This is a genomic window from Providencia rettgeri, from assembly GCF_041075285.1.
Lineage (GTDB): Bacteria > Pseudomonadota > Gammaproteobacteria > Enterobacterales > Enterobacteriaceae > Providencia > Providencia rettgeri_G.
In genome coordinates, this window is sequence record NZ_CP163512.1 from 114,196 (window position 1) to 138,715 (window position 24,520).

Sequence of the window (24,520 nt, forward strand, 5' to 3'; positions counted from 1 at the left end):
CTGATGACGACTCGTAAAACCCTTGCTAATGCTATCCGCTTTCTAAGTATGGATGCGGTTCAAAAAGCAAAATCAGGGCATCCTGGCGCGCCAATGGGCATGGCTGATATTGCTGAAGTACTGTGGCGTGACCATATGAATCATAACCCAGCAAACCCACACTGGGCAGATCGTGACCGTTTTGTGCTGTCAAATGGTCATGGCTCAATGTTGATTTATAGCTTGCTGCACCTCACTGGTTATGACTTATCTATCGAAGAGTTAAAAAACTTCCGCCAATTACACTCTAAAACACCGGGCCACCCAGAATATGGCTATACTCCAGGTGTTGAAACAACAACGGGTCCTTTAGGTCAAGGTATTGCAAATGCAGTCGGTTTTGCTATTGCAGAACGCACATTAGCCGCGCAATTCAACCGCCCTGGTCATGACGTTGTTGACCATCACACATATGTCTTCATGGGTGATGGTTGTATGATGGAAGGTATCTCCCACGAAGCGTGTTCTTTAGCGGGTACACTGAAATTAAATAAACTGATCGCATTTTATGATGACAACGGCATCTCTATTGATGGTGAAGTTGAAGGTTGGTTTACTGATGATACTGCTGCACGTTTTGAGTCTTATGGTTGGCATGTTATTCGTGATATCGATGGTCACGATGCATCGCAAATCAACGCGGCAATAAATGAAGCGAAAAAAGCAGACAAGCCAACGCTGATTATGTGTAAAACCATTATTGGTTTTGGTTCACCAAACAAAGCGGGTTCTGAATCTGTTCACGGTGCACCATTAGGTGATGCTGAAATTGCTGCGACACGTGAAGCGCTGGGTTGGAAATTTGCTCCTTTTGAAATTCCACAAGATATTTATGACGCTTGGGATGCCCGTAAAGCAGGTGAAGCGAAACAAAAAGCGTGGGATGAGAAATTTGCAGCTTATGCAGCGCAATTCCCTGAGTTAGCTGCTGAATTTACCCGTCGTATGCAGGGTGAATTACCTGCAAACTTTGATGCAGAAGCGAAAAAATTCGTTGAAACGCTGCAACAAAACCCAGCCAATATCGCCAGTCGTAAAGCATCACAAAACGCATTGGAAGCTTTTGGTAAAGTGTTACCTGAGTTTATGGGCGGCTCCGCAGACTTAGCACCAAGTAACTTAACGATGTGGTCAGGTTCTAAACCTTTGAACGTAGACCTTGCAGGTAACTACATTCACTACGGTGTGCGCGAATTTGGTATGTCGGCGATCATGAATGGTATCGCATTACACGGCGGTTTCATTCCTTACGGTGCAACATTCCTGATGTTCGTTGAGTACGCGCGTAATGCCGTGCGTATGGCTGCACTGATGAAAATTCGCAGTATCTTCGTATATACTCACGATTCCATCGGTTTAGGTGAAGATGGTCCAACTCACCAACCTGTTGAGCAGTTGGCAAGCTTACGTGTGACACCAAATCTCAGCACATGGCGTCCGTGTGACCAAGTTGAGTCCGCAGTGGCATGGAAATATGCCGTTGAGCGTAAAGAAGGTCCAAGCGCTCTGATTTTCTCTCGTCAGAACTTAGAGCAACAACCGCGTACTGCTGAGCAACTCGCCAATATCGAGAAAGGTGCTTACATTCTGAAAGATTGTGCAGGTACGCCTGAGCTTATCTTCATTGCAACAGGTTCTGAAGTTGAATTAGCGGTGAAAGCGGCTGAGCAACTGACGGCGGAAGGTCGCAAAATTCGCGTTGTTTCAATGCCATCAACAGATGCATTTGATAAACAAGATGCAGCGTACCGCGAAGCGGTGTTACCTGCTAATGTTAGTGCTCGTGTGGCTATCGAAGCAGGTATTGCAGACTACTGGTTCAAATACACCGGCTTAAATGGTGCTATTATCGGTATGCATACCTTTGGTGAATCTGCGCCTGCGGAAGAACTGTACAAAGCGTTCGGTATCACCGTAGAAAAAGCGGTTGAAGTAGCGAAATCGCTTCTGAAATAAGTGATCTCATGATGGGATATCCGTATATTGGATCTCCCACATAGTCTTATTTTGCTGAACAACGCCTAACATGAGTTAGGCGTTGAGGTTGTTGACAAAGCGGGAGAAAAGCGTGGTTTTTCCCACTTTGTGTTATCAGCCGAAAATCAATATATTGATTTTCCTTATTTTTTCAAAACCTATCCAACTGGCTGGCAAACCTAATCGGTTTGTCAGCAGTCTGAACGCCTAACATTAGTTAGGCGTTGTTTTTTTGTGCACCAATCGAGGATTATCTATTGCGTTCTCTTGCTTTATCCCTTAATCTAATCCTAAATTAGCTGAACCGTTTCAGTGAAATGAAAATTAATGAAAAAATATTTTAAAAGTGTCGGTTACAGCACACTTTTGATGTTTAACCACTAAAATGAGCAGTAGAGTGAGTGCGAGTCAGTTATCCTTAGCAACCGTGTGATTTTGCTCATATACAAGGTGTGGAATGGCAATCAGGGTGGCAATAAATGGCTTTGGCCGCATTGGTCGAAGCGTTTTAAGAGCGTTATATGAATCGAGCCGTCGGGCAGAGATAGTCGTTGTGGCAATTAACGAACTTGCTGAACCAGAAGGCATCGCGCATTTGCTGAAGTATGATTCCAGCCATGGGCGATTTGCATGGGATGTGAGGCTAAATGGCTCACTCTTACAAGTCGGAGATGACAATATCCGCTTATTTCACCAAACTGATATCACTGATTTACCTTGGAAAGAACTTAGCATTGATATTGTGCTTGATTGCAGTGGTGCTTATGGTTCTCGTGATGATGGTTTAAAACATATCGCTGCGGGGGCTAAAAAAGTGCTCTTCTCCCACCCGGGTACGGATGATCTTGATGCGACTATAGTCTATGGTGTTAACCACGAATGCTTAACAGCTTCAGATAAGATTGTTTCAAACGCATCTTGTACAACCAACTGCATTATCCCGATTATCAAATTGCTAGATGAGGCATTTACGATTGAGTCAGGGACTGTGACCACGATCCACGCGTCAATGAATGACCAACCGGTTATCGATGCCTATCATAAAGATTTACGAAGAACGCGTGCAGCCAGTCAGTCCATTATCCCTGTGGATACCAAATTAGCGGCGGGGATTACGCGTATTTTCCCAAAATTTAAAGACCATTTTGAAGCGATTTCTGTGCGCGTACCGACAACCAATGTGACAGCCATTGATTTGAGTGTTACCGTACATGATGATGTTTGTGTTGAAAAAGTGAACCAATTACTGCGAGGCGCTGCACAAGGGCATTTTCGTGGTATAGTGGACTACACAGAATTGCCGTTAGTCTCGATGGATTTTAATCACGATCCACACAGTGCTATTATTGATGGTACGCAAACGCGAGTTAGCGGAAAACATTTAATAAAAACCCTCGTTTGGTGTGATAACGAATGGGGATTTGCTAACCGGATGCTAGATACCACACTAGCTATGGCAGCAACAGGTTTAAACTAATTGGCTACTGACAGACAGCAGGGCATGATAACCTTTTCGCCTCTGCCCAGTAGTTGATGGAAACTTTATAGAGAATCAACAAGAGGATTCACCATGTCTGTAATTAAGATGACCGATTTAGACTTAGCGGGTAAACGCGTTTTTATTCGTTCTGATTTAAACGTTCCTGTAAAAGATGGCAAAGTTACTTCTGACGCACGTATCCGTGCTTCATTACCAACAATTGAAGCTGCTCTGAAGCAAGGTGCTAAAGTCATGGTCACTTCTCACCTCGGTCGACCGACTGAAGGGGAGTACAACGAAGAGTTTTCACTGCAACCTGTTGTTGACTATCTGGCAGATAAAATCGATTACCCTGTTCGTTTAGTCAAAGATTATTTAAATGGCATTGATATTGCCGCTGGCGAGTTAGTCGTTCTGGAAAACGTTCGTTTCAACAAAGGCGAGAAAAAAGACGACGAAACGCTGTCAAAGCAATACGCTGCATTATGTGATGTGTATGTTATGGATGCGTTTGGTACAGCTCACCGTGCTCAAGCGTCAACTCATGGCGTGGCAAAATTTTCGCCAGTTGCTTGTGCTGGTCCACTATTAAGCAATGAGTTGGAAGCATTAGGTAAAGCTCTGGATAACCCTGCGCGCCCAATGGTTGCGATTGTAGGGGGCTCTAAAGTGTCCACTAAACTGACGGTGTTAGATTCACTGTCTAAAATCGCTGACCAATTGATTGTTGGTGGCGGTATCGCAAATACCTTTATCGCAGCAGAAGGCAACAATGTTGGTCGTTCATTATATGAAGATGACTTGATCCCTGAAGCAAAAAAACTACTGGCTAACTGCCAAATTCCAGTACCGACGGATGTTCGCGTGGCGACTGAGTTCTCTGAAACTGCGGAAGCGACACTGAAATCCAGCAGTGAAATCAAAGACGACGAACAAATTCTGGATTTAGGTGATGAATCAGCGCAACGTCTGGCTGAAATCCTGAAAAATGCCAAAACCATTCTATGGAATGGCCCAGTTGGTGTATTCGAATTCCCTAACTTCCGTAAGGGAACGGAGATCGTTGCAAAAGCCATCGCAGAAAGTGACGCATTCTCTATCGCTGGTGGTGGTGACACATTAGCGGCTATCGATTTATTCGGTATCGCAGACAAAATTTCATATATCTCTACGGGTGGCGGTGCTTTCCTTGAGTTTGTTGAAGGTAAAAAGCTCCCAGCCGTTGTGATGCTAGAAGAACGTGCTAAAGCGTAATTAATTGTTCATACACAACAGGCAGCGTAGGCTGCCTGTTTACCACAGGACCTTTTCACATGTCTAAAATTTTTGATTTTGTTAAACCGGGTGTTATCACGGGTGATGATGTACAGAAAGTTTTCGCAGTTGCTAAAGAAAATAACTTTGCATTGCCAGCGGTGAACTGTGTTGGTACGGATTCAATTAACGCCGTACTTGAAGCGGCCGCAAAAGTGCGTGCACCTGTTATTGTTCAGTTTTCAAACGGTGGTGCTGCATTTATCGCAGGTAAAGGTTTGAAAGCAGAAGGCCAACAAGCTGCAATCTTAGGTGCAATTTCCGGTGCTTATCATGTGCACCAAATGGCAGAGCACTACGGTGTGCCAGTCATTCTGCATACTGACCACTGTGCGAAAAAATTACTGCCATGGATCGACGGCCTGTTAGACGCAGGTGAAAAACACTATGCGAAAACCGGTAAACCACTGTTCTCTTCTCACATGATTGACCTGTCAGAAGAAACACTGGAAGAAAACATCGAAATCTGTGCTAAATATTTAGCGCGTATGGCTAAAATCGATATGACGCTGGAAATCGAATTAGGCTGTACAGGTGGTGAAGAAGACGGTGTTGATAACACAGGTATGGACAGCTCTGAGCTGTATACTCAACCAGAAGACGTTGCATATGCATACGAGAAACTGAGCGCAGTGAGCCCACGTTTCACTATTGCCGCTTCTTTCGGTAACGTTCACGGCGTTTATAAGCCAGGTAATGTTCAATTAACGCCAAAAATTCTGCGTAATTCACAAGACTACGTTTCAGAAAAATATAACCTGCCACACAACAGCTTAGACTTCGTATTCCACGGTGGTTCTGGCTCAAGTGCTGCTGAAATCAAAGAAGCAGTTAGCTACGGTGTTATCAAAATGAACATCGACACTGATACTCAGTGGGCGACTTGGGATGGTATTTTACAGTACTACAAAAAGAACGAAGGCTATCTGCAAGGTCAGTTAGGTAATCCAGAAGGTGCGGATAAACCTAACAAAAAATACTATGACCCACGTGTATGGCTGCGTAAAGCACAAGAGTCAATGGTTGTTCGTTTAGAACAAGCTTTCAAAGAACTGAATTGTGTTGATGTACTGTAATTAGTACAGACTAGACGTCGAATCGAAATCCCCTAGTAAGGTGACTTGCTGGGGGATTTTTTTATCAGTTTGCAGGGCCCCTTGATGAAAGCTTAATCGCCATTGATTTGCTAAATTTTGAGCCAAATGGATGAGCGGTTAGTTTCGTTTTTTACTCATCTTGTAGTTCAATTCTGGTGTAAGTCATTCGTAGCGTATTATGACTTGGTTGCGAACAGTGAAAGTATTTGGCGTAAATTGTTCTGGATTTTTCATTAACCAATGAAACTAAGCTATCTTGTTTATTGGTTGAAAAGGCAGAACGGTTAAATTCAAAAAATCAGGGTGCAAGATACCTTGCAGAAAATTGATATTTTATCGATTAACGTAAAAGTGCAGTTTTTTCTGGTTTAATCAAAGTAATAAATAAGATAGCCATCATTAACGTTGCGCCAATTGCAGAGCCAGTTTTTCAGCGAGATCGGTAAGGGTATCGGATACATTGCGATGAAAATGCATGGCAATTTCCATTTCTTGTGCGGCTGGGAAACCGTCTTCTTCCGTTAAAATACGATGTTGTGGAAGTTTCGCGCGCAGTGGCAGTAAGCTAACCCCTAGGCCATCTGTAATGGCGCTTTGAATACCCGCAAGGCTGGAGCAGGTATAGGTAATGTGCCAAGGGCGTTGCGCGTTATCTAATAACTTAAACATATCATTGCGGTATAAGCCATTTTCAGGGAATACAATTAATGGCACAGAGTCGCTATTGAGTGGTTGATGCTGATTGCTGGTCAACCAGCACAGTGGTTCAGGCCAACAATAGTCACTCTTAAACTCGCCTTTTTTCTGCTTAACGATGATTAAATCTAATTCTCCATGTTGATAGCGTTGATGAAGCTGGCGACTTAAGCCGCTAGTGACTTCTAATCGTACATTGGGGTTCCCTTGCATAAAGGCGGCAAGGGTGGGGGTGACTTGTCCTGACGCTAGATCTTCAGGGAAACCTAAGCGAAGAGTTTGGATCACCGCACTGCCGGTGATCTTCATAAAAAAGGTGTCGTTCAATGCTAAGATTTTTTTCGCATAACTCAGCAGGATCTCACCCGTTTCAGTCAAGGTTAAAATACGATGACCCCGAATAAACAATGATTGGCCTACTAAGGTTTCTAACCGTTGAATTTGCTGGCTCAAAGTGGATTGTGTTGAATTTAAATGTTGTGATGCGACAGTGAAATTGCCTGTTTCGGCAACGGTAATAAAAGTGTTCAACAGCACTAAATTGAGCAATGGATTCATTTATTTAATACCTGTCATTTAGTTATTTAATTTCTAAATAGCATACTTTTTGAGTAGATTAAATAGATGAGAAGGAGATAAATCATGAAAACAACATTGTTACGTGTTAATTGGTTGGTTTATTTACTGGGTATTGTTTCAATTTCATTGATATTTATGGTGAAAGGAATGGCAAAACCACAATCTGATACGCTGGTTATGGCAGCGGAGAAAGGTGATTTACGCCAAGTGCAAATGTTAGTAGAGCAAGGGGCAAACATTGAACAGCGGGATCTGCGCCAACGTACTCCATTAATGGCTGCGACCCATGAAAATCGTGTTGATGTAGCGCGCTATTTAATTGAGCACGGTGCCGATGTAAATGCAAAGGACAATATGCAGGACTCGCCATACCTCTATGCGGGGGCGCGGGGGCTGCAAGATATTTTGTTGTTAACGTTGAGAAATGGGGCTGATTTAAAAAGTACCAATCGATATGGTGGTACTGCATTGATCCCGGCTGCGGAACGTGGGCATATCGAGACGGTTAAAACGTTAATAGATGCAGGTGTGGATGTAAACCATATTAATCGGTTAGGGTGGACGGCACTGATTGAAGCCATTATTTTGGGAGATGGTAGTGATAAATATGCACAAATTGTCACACTACTGATTAACGGTGGAGCAGATGTTAATTTGGCGGATGGATCAGGGATCTCGCCGCTAACGCTAGCAAAAAGTAAAGGCTATCGTAACTTGATTGAACTTCTTGAAACAGCAGGAGCGAAATAATGTCGGATAAGCAATTTTTACAACAGGCAATTTCCCTTGCACAAGAAAATGTGCAGGCAGGTGGTCGCCCATTTGGCGCAGTTGTGGTTAGCCAAGGAAAAGTGGTGGCGACGGGGGTAAATCAAATGCTTGAATTACATGATCCCACCGCCCATGCGGAGTTAATGGCGTTACGTCAAGCGGGGAAGGTATTGAACCGTGTTAAATTGGATGATTGTGTTGTTTACGCAAGTGGACAGCCTTGCCCTATGTGCCTTGCGGCAATTCGCATGGCAGGTATTTCTCGCATTGTTTACGGCTATTCAAACCAAGATGCTGAACCCTTTGGCTTATCGACTGAGGAGATTGCCAAGGCACTGCGTGTGGCACCTGAACAGCAATTAGGTTTACAGTTTGAGCAGTTAAGGCCCAATGATGCTCCGGGTTGTGCGTTGTACCAAATGTGGTGGGAACGGCAAATATAATGGAAAAAACAGCGTCGTATTCCTTCGCATTAGTGATCACCATCGTATTAGTTGGCCTCAATTTGCGCCCTTTTATGACGGGGCCAGGTCCTGTGATTGACAATATTATTCAAACCACAGGGATGAGTTACCAAATGATTTCGTTGCTTACCTTATTACCTATGTTGTTAATGGGGATTGGTGCATTAGTGGTGCCCGCATTAAACCAACGAATTGGTGAGCGAAGCGGAATTGCGTTGGCGATGTTATTGCTATTTTTAGGCTCCTTTTTTCGCTATTTTGCCGAAAATGGCAACATATTATTGTTTACAGCATTGCTGTGTGGTGCTGGTGCCGCTTATATCCAAGCGGTTTTTCCCGGTTTTATTAAAGCGCATTTCCCCCAAAAAATGGCCATGATGACAGGGCTCTATTCTGCGACATTAATGGCGGGAGGCGCGATAGGTGCGCAGTTAACACCTATTCTAGACAGTGTCACAGGACATTGGCAAAGTGCGTTAGCATGGCTTGCATTACCTGCGTTAATTGCGCTCATCGCGATTTTGCTCAACATTCGCACGATGAAGAAAACCAATGTTAGCCACGTTTCAGTAGTGGCATTTCTTAAAAAACCGCGAGCTTGGCTATTGATGGTCGGTTTTGGGTTAATCAATGCAGGCTACGGCAGCGTAGTAACGTGGCTAGCGCCTTTTTTCCAAGAACAGGGAATGAGTGCAGCACAAAGTGGTTCATTTGTTGCCATGCTAACCGTGTTCCAAGCGCTGTCTGCATTGATGATACCCGTATTCGCTTCTCACAATGTCGATCGTCGTTTTTGGCTTATTGCAACCTTAAGTTGCCAAGCCATAGGGTTTATCGGGTTAATGTTGTTTGCTGCTGAGCTCCCTTTTGTGTGGATAGCGCTGTTGGGTGTTGGCTTAGGTGGTTGTTTTGCGCTTAGTATCATTACTGCACTGGATCATATTCCTCATCCGGTGAACGCAGGGGCATTAACGGCATTAATGCAAGCTGGCGGATTTATTCTCGCCGCATTTGGTCCACTGGCTGCCGCATGGTTACAACAACTCAGCCAGAGTTTTACATGGGTATGGGGAATGCATGTTATTTTTGTTTTAGTGACATTGCGGCTTTATTTGCGTTTAAACCCGAAAGGATATAGCCAAATCTTCACTTTGAAATAAAAAGTTTCTTTTATTTTATTGCGAATGATAATTATTGTTATTCTAATGTTTTTTTGCCAAGATAGCTGCATATTTGTTCATTCCACAAGAGTCACTATGTCGCAGCCTATTGAAAAAACATTCACTCAAGCCCACTCAATACAGGAAGAGCATTGTGTAGGGGAGTTTATTCGTGTTCGCCGTGGGGAGTTTGTTATTAACCGTGACTTAGGGATTGAGGAAGAACAAAAAGCAGGGTTGAAGATTGTCGCTATCCACCAAGGTATGATGGCGTGCCACAGTAGTGAAGGACAGAGGATTGATGTCAGTTCGCCGTCATTGATTTTATCCAGTAGCGCCAACTGCTATCAACTCAATAATCAGTTTTATCGCCAGCAGCCCATGAAATACACCATGATTGATATTTCCCCTCAATGGTTAGAACTGCAACAATTAAATTTACCGGCGTCTTATTATCATCCCTACAAACCGACACTATTGCGTTTGGCAATACCACCTAATGTGTTAGCGATGACACACCAACTCTTTAGCCAGCCGATCCATGCTGCGGTTCGCCAGCTCTATTTGGGGGCTAAAGTCGCTGAAATTACGGCATTGTGCCTGCATCATTCATTATCTCATCAAGAGTCTGTCTCTTTATCCTCATTGAGACAAAGAGATATTGATACTTTGCATATGGCAAAAGAAATATTGATTCAGGAAATGGAATCCCCACCAAGTTTGGATGAATTAGCTAAACGCTTAGGGCTGAATACCCGTAAGTTGACGCAAGGATTCCGCCAATTATTTGGTAATAGTATTTATGGCTGGTTGCAGGAATATCGCTTAGAAACAGCTTTTCAATTACTCAGTTTAAATGATGCCAATATTTCGACGGTGGCTTATCAAGTCGGGTATACCCCAGCACATTTTTCAGTCGCATTTCGTAAACGCTTTGGCATTTCTCCCAATCAACTCAAAAAATAGTAAACACTTCGCCGGATAACCAAAGATAAATTCCGGCAGTCGAAAGTATCCCCTGCTATTAATTGCTAAATTGATAACAATTATCATTTAACTTTTTAAGGGTGGGAAATGCTGTCCGTGTCTAACATCAAATCATTGGGGATCTTCCGTCTTACACCTTGTGCGCTACTGTGTGCAACAGCAAGTTGGTCTTTGATAGCAAATGGCGAACCTGAAGTACAGCCTAAGCATGATGCTATTCAAGTGACGGCATCTTCGGCTTCAGATGATGATTATCTCGCGCCCGGTGTGACGACATTAGGCAAAATGCCTCTTAAACCACGGGAAGTGGCGCAGTCCGTCAGCGTGATAGACAAAGAGCAAATCGAAAAACAAAATCTGCAAACCCTTGATGAGGTGATGCAACGTGCAACCGGGGTGACGAGTGCACCTTATGTGAAGCTGACAACTGCTTATTATGTGCGTGGTTTCCAAATTGATTCATTTGAAATGGATGGCGTCCCTGCGTTATTAGGGAATATGGCGAGTTCACCTCAAGATATGGCGGTGTATGAGCGCGTTGAAATTTTACGTGGTTCAAATGGATTATTGCATGGTATGGGAAACCCTGCGGCAACAGTCAATATGGTACGTAAGCATGCACCTAAAGAAAATAGGGCTAAACTGAGCCTCAGCGCCGGCAGTTGGGATCGTTATCGAGGGGAAGTGGACGTAGGCGGGTTACTGAACGAATCGGGATCGGTGCGCGGACGTTTTGTGATGGCGTGGGAAGACAGGGATTATTTCTATGATGTATCAGACCAACAAACGCGCTTGATGTACGGTACGGTTGATATTGATATCACTCCTGACACCTTGTTACGTCTGGGAGCTCAGTTTCAAACTATCGATTCGGTGACTAACATGGCGGGGGTTCCTTTTGGCAAAGATGGCACAGATTTACATTTACCCCGTAAAACCTATTTAGATGTCGATTGGGATCGCTTCAAATGGGATACCTCACGCAGCTTTGCAGGCATTGAGCATCAAATCAATGACGATTGGCAATATAAATTAAACGCTGAATATCAACATGTTAACGCCAGACTCCTGTATGCAGGGGCGTGGGGTAATATTGATCCGGTAACAGGGGATGGGGCGATGTTGATGGGGGGCGCGTATAAATTTCGTAATGAGCAAACCAGTTTAGACACCAGCTTAAATGGCAAAGTTGATGGGTGGGGCTTAACGCACGATCTTATTGTTGGAGCGAGCTATTCTCACGCCAGTGAAAAGCAGTACAGTGCCGATCTTGATCCCGCTTTAAATGTCCCTGTAAATGTCTATCGCTGGGATCCACACAGTGTACCGAAACCTAAAATTGGTGCCTACAGTTCAGCGGGAGCAACCAAAACCACCCAAAAAGGCGTATACGGTATGAGCCGCATCAAAGTCGTGGAACCTGTGACGGTGATTGTCGGGTTGCGCGATAGCTGGTGGGATGTGAAAACACCTACAGCGAACTTCACTGAAAATGGCCGTATTACACCTTACGGTGGTGTGATTTGGGACTTTGCACCGCAATGGTCTTGGTACAACAGTTACTCGACAGTATACCAACCGCAAACAGGGAAAACATGGAGCGGTAAAATGCTTAAACCTGTTGAAGGCCAAACTTTAGAAACCGGGATCAAAGGGTCATTGTTAAACGGCGGACTAAATTTATCGGGTGCGGTTTATCAAATTGATATCAAAAATAACCCACAAATAGATCCTGAGCACCCAACGGGTGGTTTCAATAACTATTTTATTAGTGGTGGAAAAGTCCGTAGCCAAGGCTTTGAGCTTGAAGGTATTGGGTATTTATCCCCATTCTGGGACTTATCAGTGGGGTATACCTATACAGATACAAAATACCGCAATGATAGCCAGCATCAAGGGGATGCCTACAACACCTTGACACCTCGTCATATGTTGCGTGTTTGGTCAAACTATGATCTACCTTGGGATGAACGCAAATGGAGCGTAGGTGGTGGTATGCAAGCACAAAGTGCTTATAGCACCAGTAATGGAAATGTGACGCTGCGACAAGGTGGTTACGCGATTTTCAATGCACGCCTCGGTTACCAAATTGATGAAACATGGACAGCAGCGGTTAACGTGAATAACGTATTTGATCGTCGTTACTATTCTGGCTTGTTCTCTCCTCAATGGAATAACCGCTATGGTGATCCACGCAATGTGATGTTCACTTTAAAGGCTGATTTCTAATGAGATTAGTGAGTGCCTTGTCGGTGGTTGGAACCATCATGGGTGGTGTCGTGCTATCGATGTTGATAGCACGCTTTTATCCGTCATTAGATCCCGTTAATCGCTTATATGCTGCTGTCTTTCTGAGCTGTTTAGTGACGATGGGATTATTCGTGTATAACCTGATTGCCCCGACTTGGCAGCGCAAGTTATTACGTAGCTATGGCTGGTGGCCACTCCCGCTTGCGTTGATGGTAGGAGGCGTATTGTGAGCCTTAGCAAAACGCCTTCATTAGCACACCGTTTAGCTGTACTGCACCGCAGTGCAGGGGCATTTTTCGGCATCTGTTTATTTGTCATTTTATTAAGTGGTTGCTGGAGTTTAGGTAGTGATGCACTGCGCTTATGGTGGAATGGCGAGCCATTATCAGGAAATATATTACCGTTAAATCAATTGGTTGCTTTGCAAGCAGATGCAAAAATGATCCAATTGCCTCAAGCACACAACCCGATCATCACGTTTTGCCAAGGTATGGGGCAATGTACAGCTAGCTATAGTGCTATTACTGGCAAGGCAATCGAACAAGATACTCCAGCGATGTGGTTAGTTACGTTACATAAAAATCTCTTTTTGGATTTTCCTGGACGTGTTTTCCTGAGTTTATTTGGCTTTGCGTTGGCCGTGCTATTAATCACGGGATGGTTGATTCAACGCAAACGAGTCGCCACGATGTTGCGTTTACCGAGGCGGACAAACCTACGGCTCTTTTTTTATGATCTACACAGTTGGCTAGGGCTTTGGTGCTACCCATGGCTTATTCTATTTGCACTGACAGGGGCGCTCTCTGGATTAGGGGCGCTTGGTACGGTCTCATTGGCACAAAGAGCAGCACCTGAATCCCCTCAAATGATTATGAAAAACCTGATGGGTGGGGAAGAGATGGTTGAAATTCCCACTTATGTATCAGAAAACACGGTGAAAGCAGTTGTTGGAGCGTTATATCAAATTGCCCCCTCTTTTATTCCTCAACAAATTGTATTTCAAGGCGAAAATTGGGTTATTGGTGGCGTGCGAAAGGGGCAGATTTCAACCGCTAATTTTGAACAATATCAATTTGATAGCGCCACAAAACAGTTAGTCGGTATCCGGGATTCTTCTTTGCAAGGTGGGTGGACAAGGGCATTTATTGCCGTTCAGCCAGTGCATTACGGGCAATACCAATGGTGGCCTCAAGCTGAAAATATTGCGACTAGGTTGCATTTTATCGCGGGTATTGGTGCGTTGTTATTAGTTTCTACTGGGTTAGCAATGTGGTGTTGGCGGCGAATGGAGATGCTATCAGCTCGCGTGATTGTGGGAAGTTGTGGCGGGCTGCTATTCGCAAGTAGCGCTTTGCTTGCATTGGCACCTTGGTCTTTTTTGTTGTCATCCTTTGCTTTTTTTCTATGTTGGGGCACCTGTTTGCTGCTGTGTTTGTTGCTTAAAAATGCGCGAACCAGTTTAGCTCTCATCTGCTTGTTATCAGCCTGCCTGTTGTTTAGTGCGTTTATTGCTTCATGGATTAATCACCCACAGCCATTTTCACGTATTGATCTCTGTATGTTGTGTAGCTCAGTGGGGTTATTTGTCGTTTTTTTCGCTTGTCAGACGTTGTTATGCACAGCAAAACGTGTTCGGAGTTAAAATGAAAGATCTTTTACAAAATAAGCAGTTAGTTTTGACACTTGGTCTACTTTACCTTGCTCAAGGGATCCCAATGGGGATTGCAATGGATGCGCTGCCTACTTTTTTACGCCACGATGGTGGAGAATTGAAGGTGTTGGCTTTTTTGCCTTTAGTGGGCTTGCCATGGGTGGTGAAATTTTTATGGGCGTCATTTGTGGATAACCACTGGGGGAAAAGACTCGGACGACGAAAAAGCTGGATCATTCCAATGCAAATTATTGTCACTCTGGCGATGTTTGCACTCAGTACATTGGGGTTATCTGTTGAAAACGCACTCCCTTGTGTGGTGTTGCTATTTATTGCTTCGTTTGCCAGTGCAACCCAAGATATAGCAACGGATGGCATGGCGGCAGAGCAAGTGAGTGGCACTATGTTATCAAAAATTAATGCCGTACAGATTGCAGGTGTCATGGCTGGTTTCTTTATTGGCGGTGCGGGTCTAATGATCATGAGCGAAAGTTTCGGGCAGCATATGGCATTGGGGATTTTAGCCTGTGTACCGTTACTCAGTTTATTTTTTGTATCGTTTTGCCCGTTAAAAAACACGCTAATCCCGGCACATTCCGATGAAAAAGCGAGTCTATTTAAAACGTTTAAACGCCGAGGTGCGCCGCGTTTATTATTATTAACGTTATTGTCTGCGGTGACGGCGGTTTCAGGGTTTGGCTTGGCTAAATTATTTTTAAACGATGCTGGGTGGTCATTGGCACAAATCGGTAAGATGGGGATGGCAGGGGGAATGGTTACCTTGGTTCTCGGTTGTGGTGGTGGCGCATGGCTAATTGGTAAAATCGGTGTGTGGCGTGCATTTTCGTTTGGCTTATGGTTTGCGCTAGTGTCTTCGTTACTATGGATGTTGCAATCATTCAATGGTGTTTCGATTGGGATGGTGGCACTTTGCATCACCTTTGGATCATTATCCGCCGGGATCACGTCGGTGGCGATTATGACAGCAGGGATGCAATTTGCATCGCAATATCAACAAGCGGGAACGGATATGACCGCAGTACAGAGTACGCGAGATATTGGTGAGCTTGTCAGCTCTATGATGTTAGTCGGATTGACGGCGGCAGTTGGCTATACAGGCGGATTTATGTTAGGTGCCTTTATTGCATTTATCGCTTTAATTGTCACTTTTTCTCATCGACGTTACATGCAACGTATTGAAGCTTAGTTTTTAGCCCCCTGATTATTTGGCTAATTAGGGGGAGAATTACTTTTTATGGCGTTTTTTTCTTTTAGTTTTGGAAGCTGTGGTTTTTTCTTCAGCTTTTGTTTTGTAAGTCTCTAAAACCATATCAACATAACGCTGATTACTTAAAAAGAATGTGATGCAACTGATGATGACAACCAGCCATATTAAGAAGAGCTTGAGTGCATTTTCAATATTAAATAATAAAAATGCCGGGATGAGGAGCATCATACTAATAAAGATTGAGCATAAAAGAGCGAATGCAATGTAGCTCACAAACTGTTTAAGACCAAGTAAACTGAATATAGGAATGATAATAAACAGCGAAAGCAGTGTGCCAAAGGTTGCAATCATAATAATGAAAGCTGGCTCTTCAAGAGAAACCACCCAATCGGTAACACCCAATAAAGAAAACGGAATACTGATCATTATTTGGGTTCCTGTTGTGCATAGAGTAACGGGATATCTTTGAAACGGAATAACGATGCGAAAATGAGATTTGGAAATTGATGAATTTCCGTATTATAAAGCGTCACGGTCTGATTAAAAAATTCACGCCTATCTGCGATTTGATTTTCTATCTGTTTAACCTGCTTTTGCAGTCCAAGTAACGTATTTTTACTAACCAGTTCAGGGTATTTTTCAGCAAGAGCAAAAATAGAGGTGAGATTTTTAGGTAACTGGTTTGTAATGTTAATCTTATTTTTTAATGAGAGAGCCGCAATAAATTGTTCTCTTTGTTGTAATAATTCTTCAAATACGGCTTTTTCATGCCCCATTGCTTTAGTTGCAATAATGGCTAATTGAGGTAATAAATCAACCCGCTTTTTTAATAGTACATCGATATTTGCGAACGCTTTATCACAGTTATTTTTTAAAAATACCATGTTGTTATAAAGATTAATGAAATAACGGATCACGATATAAGCAATAACAGAAATAATGAGAAAAAAAATGATTATTTCCATGTTAGTCTCGGCCCCAAAAAGAGATCTGTTCAAAATGGAATGTGAGATAACCATTTTGATAGCTGATTGGTGTGATTAACAGTGTTGCAATGACCAACAGTGCAAGGCAGACTGTAATGACTGCATTACGACGCAATGGGCTCAAAATGTTCCATTTTACCACATAATCAGCAGTTGACAGACCAAGTAAGTAATGAGGCGGCTTACGCGTCATGATCAATTTACCGTTCTCAGCGGTGACACTCCCGATAAGTAAATAACGAACATTTTTTTCAATTAAATATTCGGTATAGCGGCGGTTACCGTCTTCTCTATCAATATGAGGTTCAATTCCCGTATAGACAAAATAGTCGGGATCACAGGAAACCGAAATTGACCCTGTATCGTCAGTGATCGTGAAGTCAACTAGGCGTGCTTGGCTATTTTGCAGGTGGTAGCTTTTTTTCCCTTCTTTATCTTTAGAAATCGAATATTCATAGTAAAAAGATCCAATACAAGACTTGTGACCCAGTTTACTGGTTATTTCAGTCTGGCTCGTGATTGTTCCTTCGACTTCTGCCAGCCCTATCGCGACAGAGCGAATTTTTGAAGTGGCTAGGTTCTTTTGAAATTTTAAAAATCGTTTTTTCGGTGTATTTTCGAGCGCTTTAAAAACAAAAAGCAAAGCAAAAGCAATAAAGAAAATGCGGGTATCAATAAAAAAACCCGAAAATAGACAAGATAGGAGGAGCCCAATAAAGGTGACTTTGACTAATGCGTTAAACTTATTAGTCCCCTCATTTTGTAGGCGAATATATTCTTTATGAGCGCGTTTACTGACCAGTACTAAATTGCGGATCACAAAATAGGAAATAGCGAGGATCACTAGATAATAAGCTATAACGGCATAGTCACCTTGGTGTGGTGAAATATTATGCCAAGCGCCAAATGCAATACTGAGAAACGGAATCGCTCCCCAATTTATTTTTTTATTGAGTGAAAACTTATTATCTAAAAAGAAAATAAGTGCCCCAATACTTGCCCCTAGTAGATAATACATATTCACAACGTTGCACCTTTACTTAAATTGGATGCCATCATATTTTTTTTCAGCATCAGTAATTTCGAGTAAAGGGAGCGGTGTGAAACGGAAAAAATTGGCAACAATGCTATCAGGGAACATTTGGATCGCGGTATTGTATTCGGTTGTTGCATCATTAAAGCCTTCACGGCGCTGCGCAATTTTATCTTCCACTTCGCTCAGTGAAATTTGTATTTGTGTGAATTGTTCACCTGAGATGAGGGTTGGATAATTTTCTGCAATGGCAATGATATTTTTTAGCGAATGTCCCATGTCATTAGATGCGGAAATTTTATCATCCATATTTGTGGCATTGAAGTAACGCTGGCGGGCATCGCTCAGGGAAGTGAATAATGCTTTCTCATGCTCCATTGATTTTTCTACAATGGTAACGAGTTGTGGGATCTGATCTGCACGTTGTTTTAAAACCACATCAATATTGGCAAATTGATTACTGACTTGGTTTCGAGTGCTAATAAGGCGATTATAAATAGAGATCCCCCAGCCTACGAATATAAATAGTAATACAATTAGAACGATGATAGATATCATTGTCATAATAAAACCTTCTAAATTAATCAATTAAGAAAATTTGTAAAGATAACTTAAAGCTATAAAAAAATAATGGGTTATGCAATCAGAAAAGAGAGAATGATTCAGTAATGCAAGGTGATAGCCGTTTGGAAAGGTTTAAATATTAACAATCAGCTTATTGTTTTTTGATCGGAAGCACAAGCGGGAAAAGCTTAAGCTTCCATCCAGTATTTGAATGGAAGCTTTTAAGTGCTATTTAACGTACTGCTTATAGACTTATGCAGTCACTTCTAAGAGTTGATGCATAACAGGATGGAATTTGCGTTTAAAGTAAACTAACCCATGCCCTGTATCATTGACAATGATTTGTTTTATTTCAACCATATAGACAGAGTGCGTGCCAATGTCTTGCACTTGTGTGATCTCGCCTTCAAGGTTGGCAAGGGCATTTTTTAGTAAAGGTTGCTGTAAAATACCGTTATCCCACACATTCCAGCTAAAGCGCTCTTCCATTGTAGAGCCTTTCATCCCCGCAAAATGGCACGCTAACTCTTCTTGATCATGGCTTAATACATTCACACACAGGCGGCCATTCTTTTGAAACACCGCATTCATTGCACTGTTGCGGTTGACACAGACCATCAAAGTTGGTGGCGTATCTGTAACGGAACAGACTGCGGTTGCTGTAATTCCACAGCGACCTTCAGCACCATTCGTGGTGACAATGTTCACTGCTGCACCGAGACTTGCCATCGCATCTCTGAAACGCAGGCGATGTTCATTTTCTAAAGACATATTGACCTCCTGCTACTGATTACTTCAGCAGCGAATCTAACTGATTAATATCATTGTTGTTATACAGGTGTGGACGTTTCCATCCGTGTTGATCGTAATCTGATAAACAGCGATCAACCATATCTGTCATGGCTTTCATGTTGCCAGAACCTTGTGCATGACGCAGACATTGCAGACGAATTTCGTCTTGGCTACCTGCGTAGTTAATTTCATACAGTTCATGGCGACCACCAAACTCGCTGCCAATTGCATCCCACATGAGCTTGAGGATCTTAATACGTTCTACGTGATCCATTCCATTTGAACCACGTACATATTTCGCTAAGTACTTATCAATTTCTGGATTATTCATATCACGAACGCTTGATGGTAAGTAAATCAGACCACTGGTGACGTTACTTTCAATGATATTCTTAATTTTAGTGTAGGCCATTGGTGCCATAACACGATAAGTCTGGATAGCTTGTGTATCTGGTAAGAATGCGCCGCCTTCCCAAGCTTTCGCTTCGGAGGTCATAGCATCAGTCAATGACCAGAACAAGTTACGCCACGCAACCACTTCACCCAGATCAGCTTGTACACCACGGAAATCAATAACACCTGTACATTCTAAACTTTTTTGTAACAATCCGGTAATGAAGTCTAATTTAACGGCTAAACGGACACAAGCTTGTAATGGGAATAAACGAGCGAATCCGCCTTGTACAGCCCAGTTACGAGCGCGGTCGAAGTCACGATAAATCAATACGTTTTCCCATGGGATTAATACATGATCCATTATCAAGATGGCATCATTTTCATCGAAACGGCTTGAAAGTGGGTAATCAAATGGTGCGCCCGTTGCGCCTGCCACTAGTTCATAAGATGCGCGGGAAATTAGTTTCACACCATCGGCATCCATTGGTGCAACAAACATCAGTGCAAAATCAGGGTTATCACCCATCACTTGTGCAGAGCCAAAGCCAATAAAGTTATAGTGTGTTAACGCTGAGTTGGTCGCTACCACTTTAGCGCCGCTGACGATAATACCCGCATCGGTTTCTTTTTCGAGTTTGATATAAACATCTTTCACTTCATCAGCTGGCTTGTGACGATCAATCGGTGGGTTAACAATCGCATGGTTAAAGTACAAGCCGCTTTCTTGAATGCGTTTGTACCATTGGCGAGCGTTATCTGCAAATTGGCCATAATATTCAGGATTTGCACCTAAACAGCTGGCGAATGCCGCCTTATAGTCTGGAGTGCGTCCCATCCATCCATAGCTTTGGCGTGACCAATCTGCGATGGCATCACGTTGTTGGCGCAATTCATTTGCGCTCGTTGCGAAACGGAAGAATTTATGTGTGTATCCACCGTTACCTGTGTCTGTGTTCCAGCAAAGTTGGTTATGAGTCGTTTTATCGTGGAGCGCATCATATAACTGTCCTATGGAAGCTGCTGAATTACGAAAAGCAGGGTGTGTGGTGACATCTTTTACGCGTTCGCCATAAATATAAATTTCACGGCCATCTTGTAGGCTTTTTAGGTATTCTTGGCTATTAAAAGGGCGTTTAGCATCGGAACGGAAATCTTCTGGTTTCATGTCTACCTCGTTATCTCACAATGAGGGCTTGCATTGATAGGGAACAAAGGTGCAAGCGAAATATGTTAATTTTATGTTTGTTTTGTGTTTCTTAATTGAATCGCTTTCTGTGCAAGTTTTAAAGAGATTTTCGAAAGGTTTACTGGTACTTTTCGTTGAAATGGAAGGTTTATAAAAGAAATGTGATCTTATCGATGTTTTGATATTAATATAATAATTATTTTTAATTTTATTTATATATTTATCATAATATTACGTTATATTCATATATTAATGTTGATTTGTTTTAATAAAATTAATTGTTTATTTTATCATCAATCATTTCACTTTTTGTTATTCTTGTTATGGCTATTTAAGAAAATTAAAACAAAGCAAGCAAGAGATAAAAATGTTTTTAAAATGTAAAATAAAATTTAATTGCCGCTGAGCATTTCAACGACAATGATGTTTTTCAACTGAATACAGTGCTGCGAATCGATTAATGGATATTTTGTTCGCGCCAAGTGCTTGGCGAGCAACCCACTAATCGGTTAAAAAAGCGGGCAAAATAGGCAGGATCTTTAAACCCTAGCTGGTAAGCAATTTCAAAAACAGGGCTATCTGAGAAAATGAGTAGCCGCTTTGCTTCACGTAAAATGCGATCAAAAATCAGCCGCTTAGGTGGTCGATTGGCAAATCGGCGGCACATATCTTTGAGGCGAGATTCTGTGACGCCAAGTTTTTTGGCATATTCAGGCACCGCAAGGTGTTCATGGTAATGTAAGTCAATTAACTGGTTAAACCGTTGGAATAGGCGATGTTCTCCACGAACACCGCTGGTAGGGTGCTCATCCAGCGGGATAGACCTTAAGAGAAAGGTAAAGAGTGCCTGTGCCAAAGAGGATAAAACCTGATCTTTCCCCACGAAGCTGTTCGCTGATTCACGTGCCATTAAAGCCCAATAATGATTAAAAGTCTCAATATCATCAGGTTTATCGGCAACGGACAAGCAAATAGCCGGAATATCCACCAAGTCAGGATGAGCAGGGTAAAGGGAGGCAAGTAAAGGTGTGATCAGATCTTGGCGCACAGTGAGTACGTGCCCATCCGTGTCTTCTTGGGTAAAAAAAGCATGGGCAACGGACGGTGGCGTTAATATAAACAGTGGTGCTTGGACAGAATAACGTGATTCGTCGAGCTGCAAAGTGATATGACCAGTAACCAAATAGTGCAATTGGAAGAAACCGTCATGGCGATGTGCTTGCATATCGCGACCAAAAAAGGCCGCCATGTTACCGAAAGTTTGGTAGTGGACGTCGTCGGTACCTTGGGTTTCGTCGTAGTCTTTACCAATGTCTATATTTGTAATCATGTCCTTCATATTTCGACCTGTAGCGTTGTTGGCTTCACTGCGCTACTTGGGGAGCATACTTATGTATGCTCCCCAAGATATTGTCGTTTGCCGTGTAGCTGCAACTTGAATTATTTTGAACAATATTTAGGAGGAAGCTTAAATAATTTCAATTATTCCAATCCGTTGCAGCACTATATTGAGTAAAGCTAGACAGTTTTTACCGTTTACGGTGTTGCTCTTGGGCGTGAGCTTTTCATTGGGATAGCAATGACTAACAGCGCACCAACCACCAGCAAACCTGCCACAAAATACAGACCTGAGTTAAAGCTACCTGTTTGATCTTTTAACCAACCAATTAACAGCGGACTGACGGCGGAGCCTATATTACCTGTTGCGTTGATAACCGCAATGCCGATAGCTCGAGCTCGTAAACTGATCGATTGGTCTGGGGTCGTCCAGAAGACGGCCATCGCTGTGAATGAACCTGTTGATGCCATGATAATACCAATTAGCTGAATAACAGGGTGACTGGTCATTGCAGCGAGGATCCAACCAGCAGCAGCGAATAAATAGGGTAAGGCGGTGTGCATCTTGCGTTCTTGCAATTTATCTGAACGACGGCTCCAATAGATCATCCCTAAAATCGTACAGAATTGCGGTATTGCGGTCAGTAACCCAATCATGGCATTGCTACTGTTTTGGTTGAAGCTCTGCATGATTTGTGGTGTCCAAATATTAATCGCACTTAACGTATTGGTTAAACAGAAATAAGCCACGGTATACATTAAGATAATTGGGGTGAAAATCTCTTTCCATAAACTGGTGTTTTGTAGTGCGCTATGGCTTTTTGCCCCCTGTGGTTGTACAAGTTCCAGTTGGTCTCTATCCATCATTTCTTGCAGTGTGTCTTTGTCTTCTTGCGTCAACCATTTTGCTTTTTTCGGTGAATCATCAAGATAAAACCACACTACTATCCCCAAAATCACAGATGGGAAACCTTCTAACAGGAATAACCACTGCCAACCTTTTAAGTTTAAAATGCCATCCATACCTAAAATATAGCCAGAAGCTAGCGAGCCAAACGCCATGGTGACAGGCATCGCAATCATAAATAAGGCATTTGCACGGGCACGGAAATAGGCAGGAAACCAGTAAGTCAGGTAAACCAAAATCCCCGGTAGGAAGCCCGCTTCAGCGATCCCCACTAACATCCGCAGAACGTACAAACTGGTTGGCCCTGTGGCAAACATGGTTGCCGTTGATGCAATCCCCCAAAGTACCATGATGGTGGCTATCCAACGGCGAGCACCGACAATCCCCAACATGATGTTGCTTGGAATACCGAATATAACGTAAGTAACATAGAATAAAGTGGCGGCTAAGCCGAACATGGTTGAGGTTAGACCGATATCTTTCCCCATAGTAAGACCTGCAAAGCCGATATTAATCCGGTCTAAGAAAGAGAAAACAAACAGCACGAATAAAAAGACGATCAGCCGTTTGAATAACTTATTAATCACCTGCTGTTGAGGCTTGGTTAAATTCTTATGTTGTTCAGCAGGATTCGTGTTTGCAACTTGTTGATTGCTCATTGTAGGGCCCTCAATGCTTTCTTCTGAAAATTATTATAGGTACAAGGGACGACGAGGCAGTCATGGTAGTGTCTGCCCTTTATTGCAACTTTTATATTTCACTCGTTTAGATAAGCTATTTGTTTGTAGGGTAAGGTTTATCTAAATGAGGTGGTTCAGCTAGTACACACTGGGGCTGCTGGACGTGATATTCGAAACCGTTTTGCCAAATTTAGCGGCAAGGGCTTCTGCGGTACGTGCTAGCAGTGTGGTGTCTACTCCGACAGCAACAAACAGTGCGCCGAGTTTCAGATAATGTTCAGCAACCTCGGGGGCGGCCATTAAAATGCCAGGAGCGAGACCCGCGGCACGAATTTGAACGATCGCTTTTTCAATTGCGGCTTTGACTTCTGGGTGATTAGGATTACCCGAAAACCCCATGTCCGCACTGAGATCCGCAGGGCCGATAAACACCCCATCAACCCCTTCCACTTTTAAGATCTCCGGCAGGTTATTCATGGCTTCACGCGTTTCGACTTGGACTATCACGCACATTTCATCGTTGGCTCGTGTTAGGTAATCAGGTACACGATTCCAGCGAGAGGCGCGAGCCAATGCACTGCCAACACCGCGGATCCCAGCAGGTGGGTAACGCATTGCACGTACTGCTTGTTTCGCTTGTTCGGCATTTTGTATCATCGGCAGTAGTAGTGTTTGTGCACCAATGTCCAGCAGTTGCTTGATGATCACCGGGTCATTCCACGGTGGGCGGACAACAGGCTGTGATGGATAAGGGGCGATCGCTTGCAACTGTGATAATGTCGTTTGTACATTGTTTGGTGCATGTTCACCGTCAATCAATAACCAGTCAAATCCAGCACCAGCCAGTAATTCGGCACTGTATGGACTGCATAGACCGAGCCATAAACCAATTTGAGGTTGACCATTTTTTAAGGCTTTTTTAAATTTATTTTCTAAGATGTCCAT

Annotated in this window: 22 protein-coding genes; 12 read left to right on the plus strand and 10 right to left on the minus strand. The window is 43.0% G+C overall.

Going from position 1 to position 24,520, the window contains the following annotated elements; all coding sequences use genetic code 11:
• Positions 1 to 3: 3 nt before the first annotated feature.
• The 4 genes from tkt to fbaA all read left to right on the plus strand — a co-directional run bounded on the left by tkt (position 4) and on the right by fbaA (position 5,886).
• Positions 4 to 1,995 carry a transketolase gene (tkt, locus tag AB6N04_RS00500; protein ID WP_369310009.1) on the plus strand — a complete coding sequence of 664 codons (1,992 nt, stop codon included), beginning with the start codon at positions 4 to 6 and terminating at the stop codon, positions 1,993 to 1,995.
• Between the two features lie 478 nt (positions 1,996 to 2,473).
• On the plus strand, positions 2,474 to 3,493 hold the full coding sequence (gene epd / locus AB6N04_RS00505) for an erythrose-4-phosphate dehydrogenase (RefSeq protein ID WP_369310010.1): 1,020 nt from the start codon (positions 2,474 to 2,476) through the stop codon (positions 3,491 to 3,493).
• 93 nt (positions 3,494 to 3,586) lie between these two features.
• The gene (gene pgk, locus AB6N04_RS00510; protein ID WP_369310011.1) at positions 3,587 to 4,750 is read left to right on the plus strand and encodes a phosphoglycerate kinase; all 1,164 of its coding nucleotides are present in this window, start codon (positions 3,587 to 3,589) and stop codon (positions 4,748 to 4,750) included.
• A gap of 59 nt (positions 4,751 to 4,809) precedes the next feature.
• The gene (gene fbaA, locus AB6N04_RS00515; protein ID WP_369310012.1) at positions 4,810 to 5,886 is read left to right on the plus strand and encodes a class II fructose-bisphosphate aldolase; all 1,077 of its coding nucleotides are present in this window, start codon (positions 4,810 to 4,812) and stop codon (positions 5,884 to 5,886) included.
• Positions 5,887 to 6,306: 420 nt separating this feature from the next.
• Here fbaA and AB6N04_RS00520 read toward each other — a convergent pair whose 3' ends face one another.
• Positions 6,307 to 7,161 carry a LysR substrate-binding domain-containing protein gene (locus tag AB6N04_RS00520; RefSeq protein WP_369310013.1) on the minus strand — a complete coding sequence of 285 codons (855 nt, stop codon included), beginning with the start codon at positions 7,159 to 7,161 and terminating at the stop codon, positions 6,307 to 6,309.
• 84 nt (positions 7,162 to 7,245) lie between these two features.
• On the opposite strand from AB6N04_RS00520, the gene AB6N04_RS00525 reads away from it, so the two are divergent.
• The 8 genes from AB6N04_RS00525 (at position 7,246) to AB6N04_RS00560 (ending at position 15,672) form a co-directional block, all read left to right on the plus strand.
• Positions 7,246 to 7,932, plus strand: coding sequence for an ankyrin repeat domain-containing protein (locus AB6N04_RS00525; protein WP_369310014.1), 687 nt, complete (start codon positions 7,246 to 7,248; stop codon positions 7,930 to 7,932).
• A complete protein-coding gene (locus tag AB6N04_RS00530; protein WP_369310015.1) occupies positions 7,932 to 8,396 on the plus strand; it encodes a nucleoside deaminase in 465 nt (154 codons plus the stop codon). Before AB6N04_RS00525 ends, AB6N04_RS00530 begins: the two co-directional genes overlap by 1 nt.
• A complete protein-coding gene (locus tag AB6N04_RS00535) occupies positions 8,396 to 9,577 on the plus strand; it encodes a cyanate transporter (RefSeq protein WP_369310016.1) in 1,182 nt (393 codons plus the stop codon). Before AB6N04_RS00530 ends, AB6N04_RS00535 begins: the two co-directional genes overlap by 1 nt.
• Before the next feature lie 96 nt (positions 9,578 to 9,673).
• Positions 9,674 to 10,543, plus strand: a complete 870-nt coding sequence (locus AB6N04_RS00540; protein ID WP_369310017.1) for a helix-turn-helix transcriptional regulator — start codon at positions 9,674 to 9,676, stop codon at positions 10,541 to 10,543.
• A gap of 108 nt (positions 10,544 to 10,651) precedes the next feature.
• On the plus strand, positions 10,652 to 12,793 hold the full coding sequence (locus AB6N04_RS00545; protein ID WP_369310018.1) for a TonB-dependent siderophore receptor: 2,142 nt from the start codon (positions 10,652 to 10,654) through the stop codon (positions 12,791 to 12,793).
• Complete coding sequence (locus tag AB6N04_RS00550; protein ID WP_369310019.1) at positions 12,793 to 13,044, plus strand: hypothetical protein; 252 nt, start codon at positions 12,793 to 12,795, stop codon at positions 13,042 to 13,044. Before AB6N04_RS00545 ends, AB6N04_RS00550 begins: the two co-directional genes overlap by 1 nt.
• On the plus strand, positions 13,041 to 14,456 hold the full coding sequence (locus AB6N04_RS00555; RefSeq protein ID WP_369310020.1) for a PepSY-associated TM helix domain-containing protein: 1,416 nt from the start codon (positions 13,041 to 13,043) through the stop codon (positions 14,454 to 14,456). The genes AB6N04_RS00550 and AB6N04_RS00555 overlap by 4 nt, the downstream gene beginning before the upstream one ends.
• Position 14,457: 1 nt before the next feature.
• Complete coding sequence (locus AB6N04_RS00560) at positions 14,458 to 15,672, plus strand: RhtX/FptX family siderophore transporter (protein ID WP_369310021.1); 1,215 nt, start codon at positions 14,458 to 14,460, stop codon at positions 15,670 to 15,672.
• Between the two features lie 39 nt (positions 15,673 to 15,711).
• On the opposite strand, the gene AB6N04_RS00565 is transcribed toward AB6N04_RS00560, so the two are convergent.
• From AB6N04_RS00565 to hpaI, 9 genes are all read right to left on the minus strand, one after another.
• Positions 15,712 to 16,119: a hypothetical protein gene (locus AB6N04_RS00565; protein WP_369310022.1), complete on the minus strand. Its 408-nt coding sequence runs from the start codon at positions 16,117 to 16,119 to the stop codon at positions 15,712 to 15,714.
• Positions 16,119 to 16,658 carry a LemA family protein gene (locus tag AB6N04_RS00570; protein ID WP_369310023.1) on the minus strand — a complete coding sequence of 180 codons (540 nt, stop codon included), beginning with the start codon at positions 16,656 to 16,658 and terminating at the stop codon, positions 16,119 to 16,121. The genes AB6N04_RS00565 and AB6N04_RS00570 overlap by 1 nt, the downstream gene beginning before the upstream one ends.
• Position 16,659: 1 nt before the next feature.
• Positions 16,660 to 17,697: a hypothetical protein gene (locus AB6N04_RS00575; protein WP_369311918.1), complete on the minus strand. Its 1,038-nt coding sequence runs from the start codon at positions 17,695 to 17,697 to the stop codon at positions 16,660 to 16,662.
• A gap of 18 nt (positions 17,698 to 17,715) precedes the next feature.
• Positions 17,716 to 18,276 carry a LemA family protein gene (locus AB6N04_RS00580; protein ID WP_369310024.1) on the minus strand — a complete coding sequence of 187 codons (561 nt, stop codon included), beginning with the start codon at positions 18,274 to 18,276 and terminating at the stop codon, positions 17,716 to 17,718.
• Between the two features lie 252 nt (positions 18,277 to 18,528).
• On the minus strand, positions 18,529 to 19,047 hold the full coding sequence (gene hpaC / locus AB6N04_RS00585) for a 4-hydroxyphenylacetate 3-monooxygenase, reductase component (RefSeq protein WP_369310025.1): 519 nt from the start codon (positions 19,045 to 19,047) through the stop codon (positions 18,529 to 18,531).
• Positions 19,048 to 19,066: 19 nt separating this feature from the next.
• Positions 19,067 to 20,629 (minus strand): 4-hydroxyphenylacetate 3-monooxygenase, oxygenase component, encoded by a 1,563-nt coding sequence (gene hpaB, locus AB6N04_RS00590; RefSeq protein WP_369310026.1) that lies wholly within the window; start codon positions 20,627 to 20,629, stop codon positions 19,067 to 19,069.
• Positions 20,630 to 21,107: 478 nt separating this feature from the next.
• Positions 21,108 to 21,980: a 4-hydroxyphenylacetate catabolism regulatory protein HpaA gene (gene hpaA, locus AB6N04_RS00595; protein WP_369311920.1), complete on the minus strand. Its 873-nt coding sequence runs from the start codon at positions 21,978 to 21,980 to the stop codon at positions 21,108 to 21,110.
• A gap of 206 nt (positions 21,981 to 22,186) precedes the next feature.
• The gene (gene hpaX / locus AB6N04_RS00600) at positions 22,187 to 23,554 is read right to left on the minus strand and encodes a 4-hydroxyphenylacetate permease (RefSeq protein WP_369310027.1); all 1,368 of its coding nucleotides are present in this window, start codon (positions 23,552 to 23,554) and stop codon (positions 22,187 to 22,189) included.
• A 159-nt stretch (positions 23,555 to 23,713) separates the two neighbouring features.
• Positions 23,714 to 24,520: a 4-hydroxy-2-oxoheptanedioate aldolase gene (gene hpaI, locus AB6N04_RS00605; RefSeq protein WP_369310028.1), complete on the minus strand. Its 807-nt coding sequence runs from the start codon at positions 24,518 to 24,520 to the stop codon at positions 23,714 to 23,716.

Bases quoted from the DNA above. Each gene is read 5' to 3' on its own strand.
- hpaI (WP_369310028.1), bottom strand. From the start codon at position 24,520: ATGGACATCTTAGAAAATAAATTTAAAAAAGCCTTAAAAAATGGTCAA.
- epd (WP_369310010.1), top strand. From the start codon at position 2,474: ATGGCAATCAGGGTGGCAATAAATGGCTTTGGCCGCATTGGTCGAAGC.
- fbaA (WP_369310012.1), top strand. From the start codon at position 4,810: ATGTCTAAAATTTTTGATTTTGTTAAACCGGGTGTTATCACGGGTGAT.
- AB6N04_RS00540 (WP_369310017.1), top strand. From the start codon at position 9,674: ATGTCGCAGCCTATTGAAAAAACATTCACTCAAGCCCACTCAATACAG.
- AB6N04_RS00520 (WP_369310013.1), bottom strand. From the start codon at position 7,161: ATGAATCCATTGCTCAATTTAGTGCTGTTGAACACTTTTATTACCGTT.
- AB6N04_RS00525 (WP_369310014.1), top strand. From the start codon at position 7,246: ATGAAAACAACATTGTTACGTGTTAATTGGTTGGTTTATTTACTGGGT.
- AB6N04_RS00535 (WP_369310016.1), top strand. From the start codon at position 8,396: ATGGAAAAAACAGCGTCGTATTCCTTCGCATTAGTGATCACCATCGTA.
- hpaX (WP_369310027.1), bottom strand. From the start codon at position 23,554: ATGAGCAATCAACAAGTTGCAAACACGAATCCTGCTGAACAACATAAG.
- AB6N04_RS00565 (WP_369310022.1), bottom strand. From the start codon at position 16,119: ATGATCAGTATTCCGTTTTCTTTATTGGGTGTTACCGATTGGGTGGTT.
- hpaA (WP_369311920.1), bottom strand. From the start codon at position 21,980: ATGATTACAAATATAGACATTGGTAAAGACTACGACGAAACCCAAGGT.
- hpaC (WP_369310025.1), bottom strand. From the start codon at position 19,047: ATGTCTTTAGAAAATGAACATCGCCTGCGTTTCAGAGATGCGATGGCA.
- AB6N04_RS00530 (WP_369310015.1), top strand. From the start codon at position 7,932: ATGTCGGATAAGCAATTTTTACAACAGGCAATTTCCCTTGCACAAGAA.
- AB6N04_RS00560 (WP_369310021.1), top strand. From the start codon at position 14,458: ATGAAAGATCTTTTACAAAATAAGCAGTTAGTTTTGACACTTGGTCTA.
- AB6N04_RS00545 (WP_369310018.1), top strand. From the start codon at position 10,652: ATGCTGTCCGTGTCTAACATCAAATCATTGGGGATCTTCCGTCTTACA.
- AB6N04_RS00550 (WP_369310019.1), top strand. From the start codon at position 12,793: ATGAGATTAGTGAGTGCCTTGTCGGTGGTTGGAACCATCATGGGTGGT.
- hpaB (WP_369310026.1), bottom strand. From the start codon at position 20,629: ATGAAACCAGAAGATTTCCGTTCCGATGCTAAACGCCCTTTTAATAGC.
- AB6N04_RS00580 (WP_369310024.1), bottom strand. From the start codon at position 18,276: ATGACAATGATATCTATCATCGTTCTAATTGTATTACTATTTATATTC.
- AB6N04_RS00570 (WP_369310023.1), bottom strand. From the start codon at position 16,658: ATGGAAATAATCATTTTTTTTCTCATTATTTCTGTTATTGCTTATATC.
- AB6N04_RS00575 (WP_369311918.1), bottom strand. From the start codon at position 17,697: ATGTATTATCTACTAGGGGCAAGTATTGGGGCACTTATTTTCTTTTTA.
- tkt (WP_369310009.1), top strand. From the start codon at position 4: ATGACGACTCGTAAAACCCTTGCTAATGCTATCCGCTTTCTAAGTATG.
- pgk (WP_369310011.1), top strand. From the start codon at position 3,587: ATGTCTGTAATTAAGATGACCGATTTAGACTTAGCGGGTAAACGCGTT.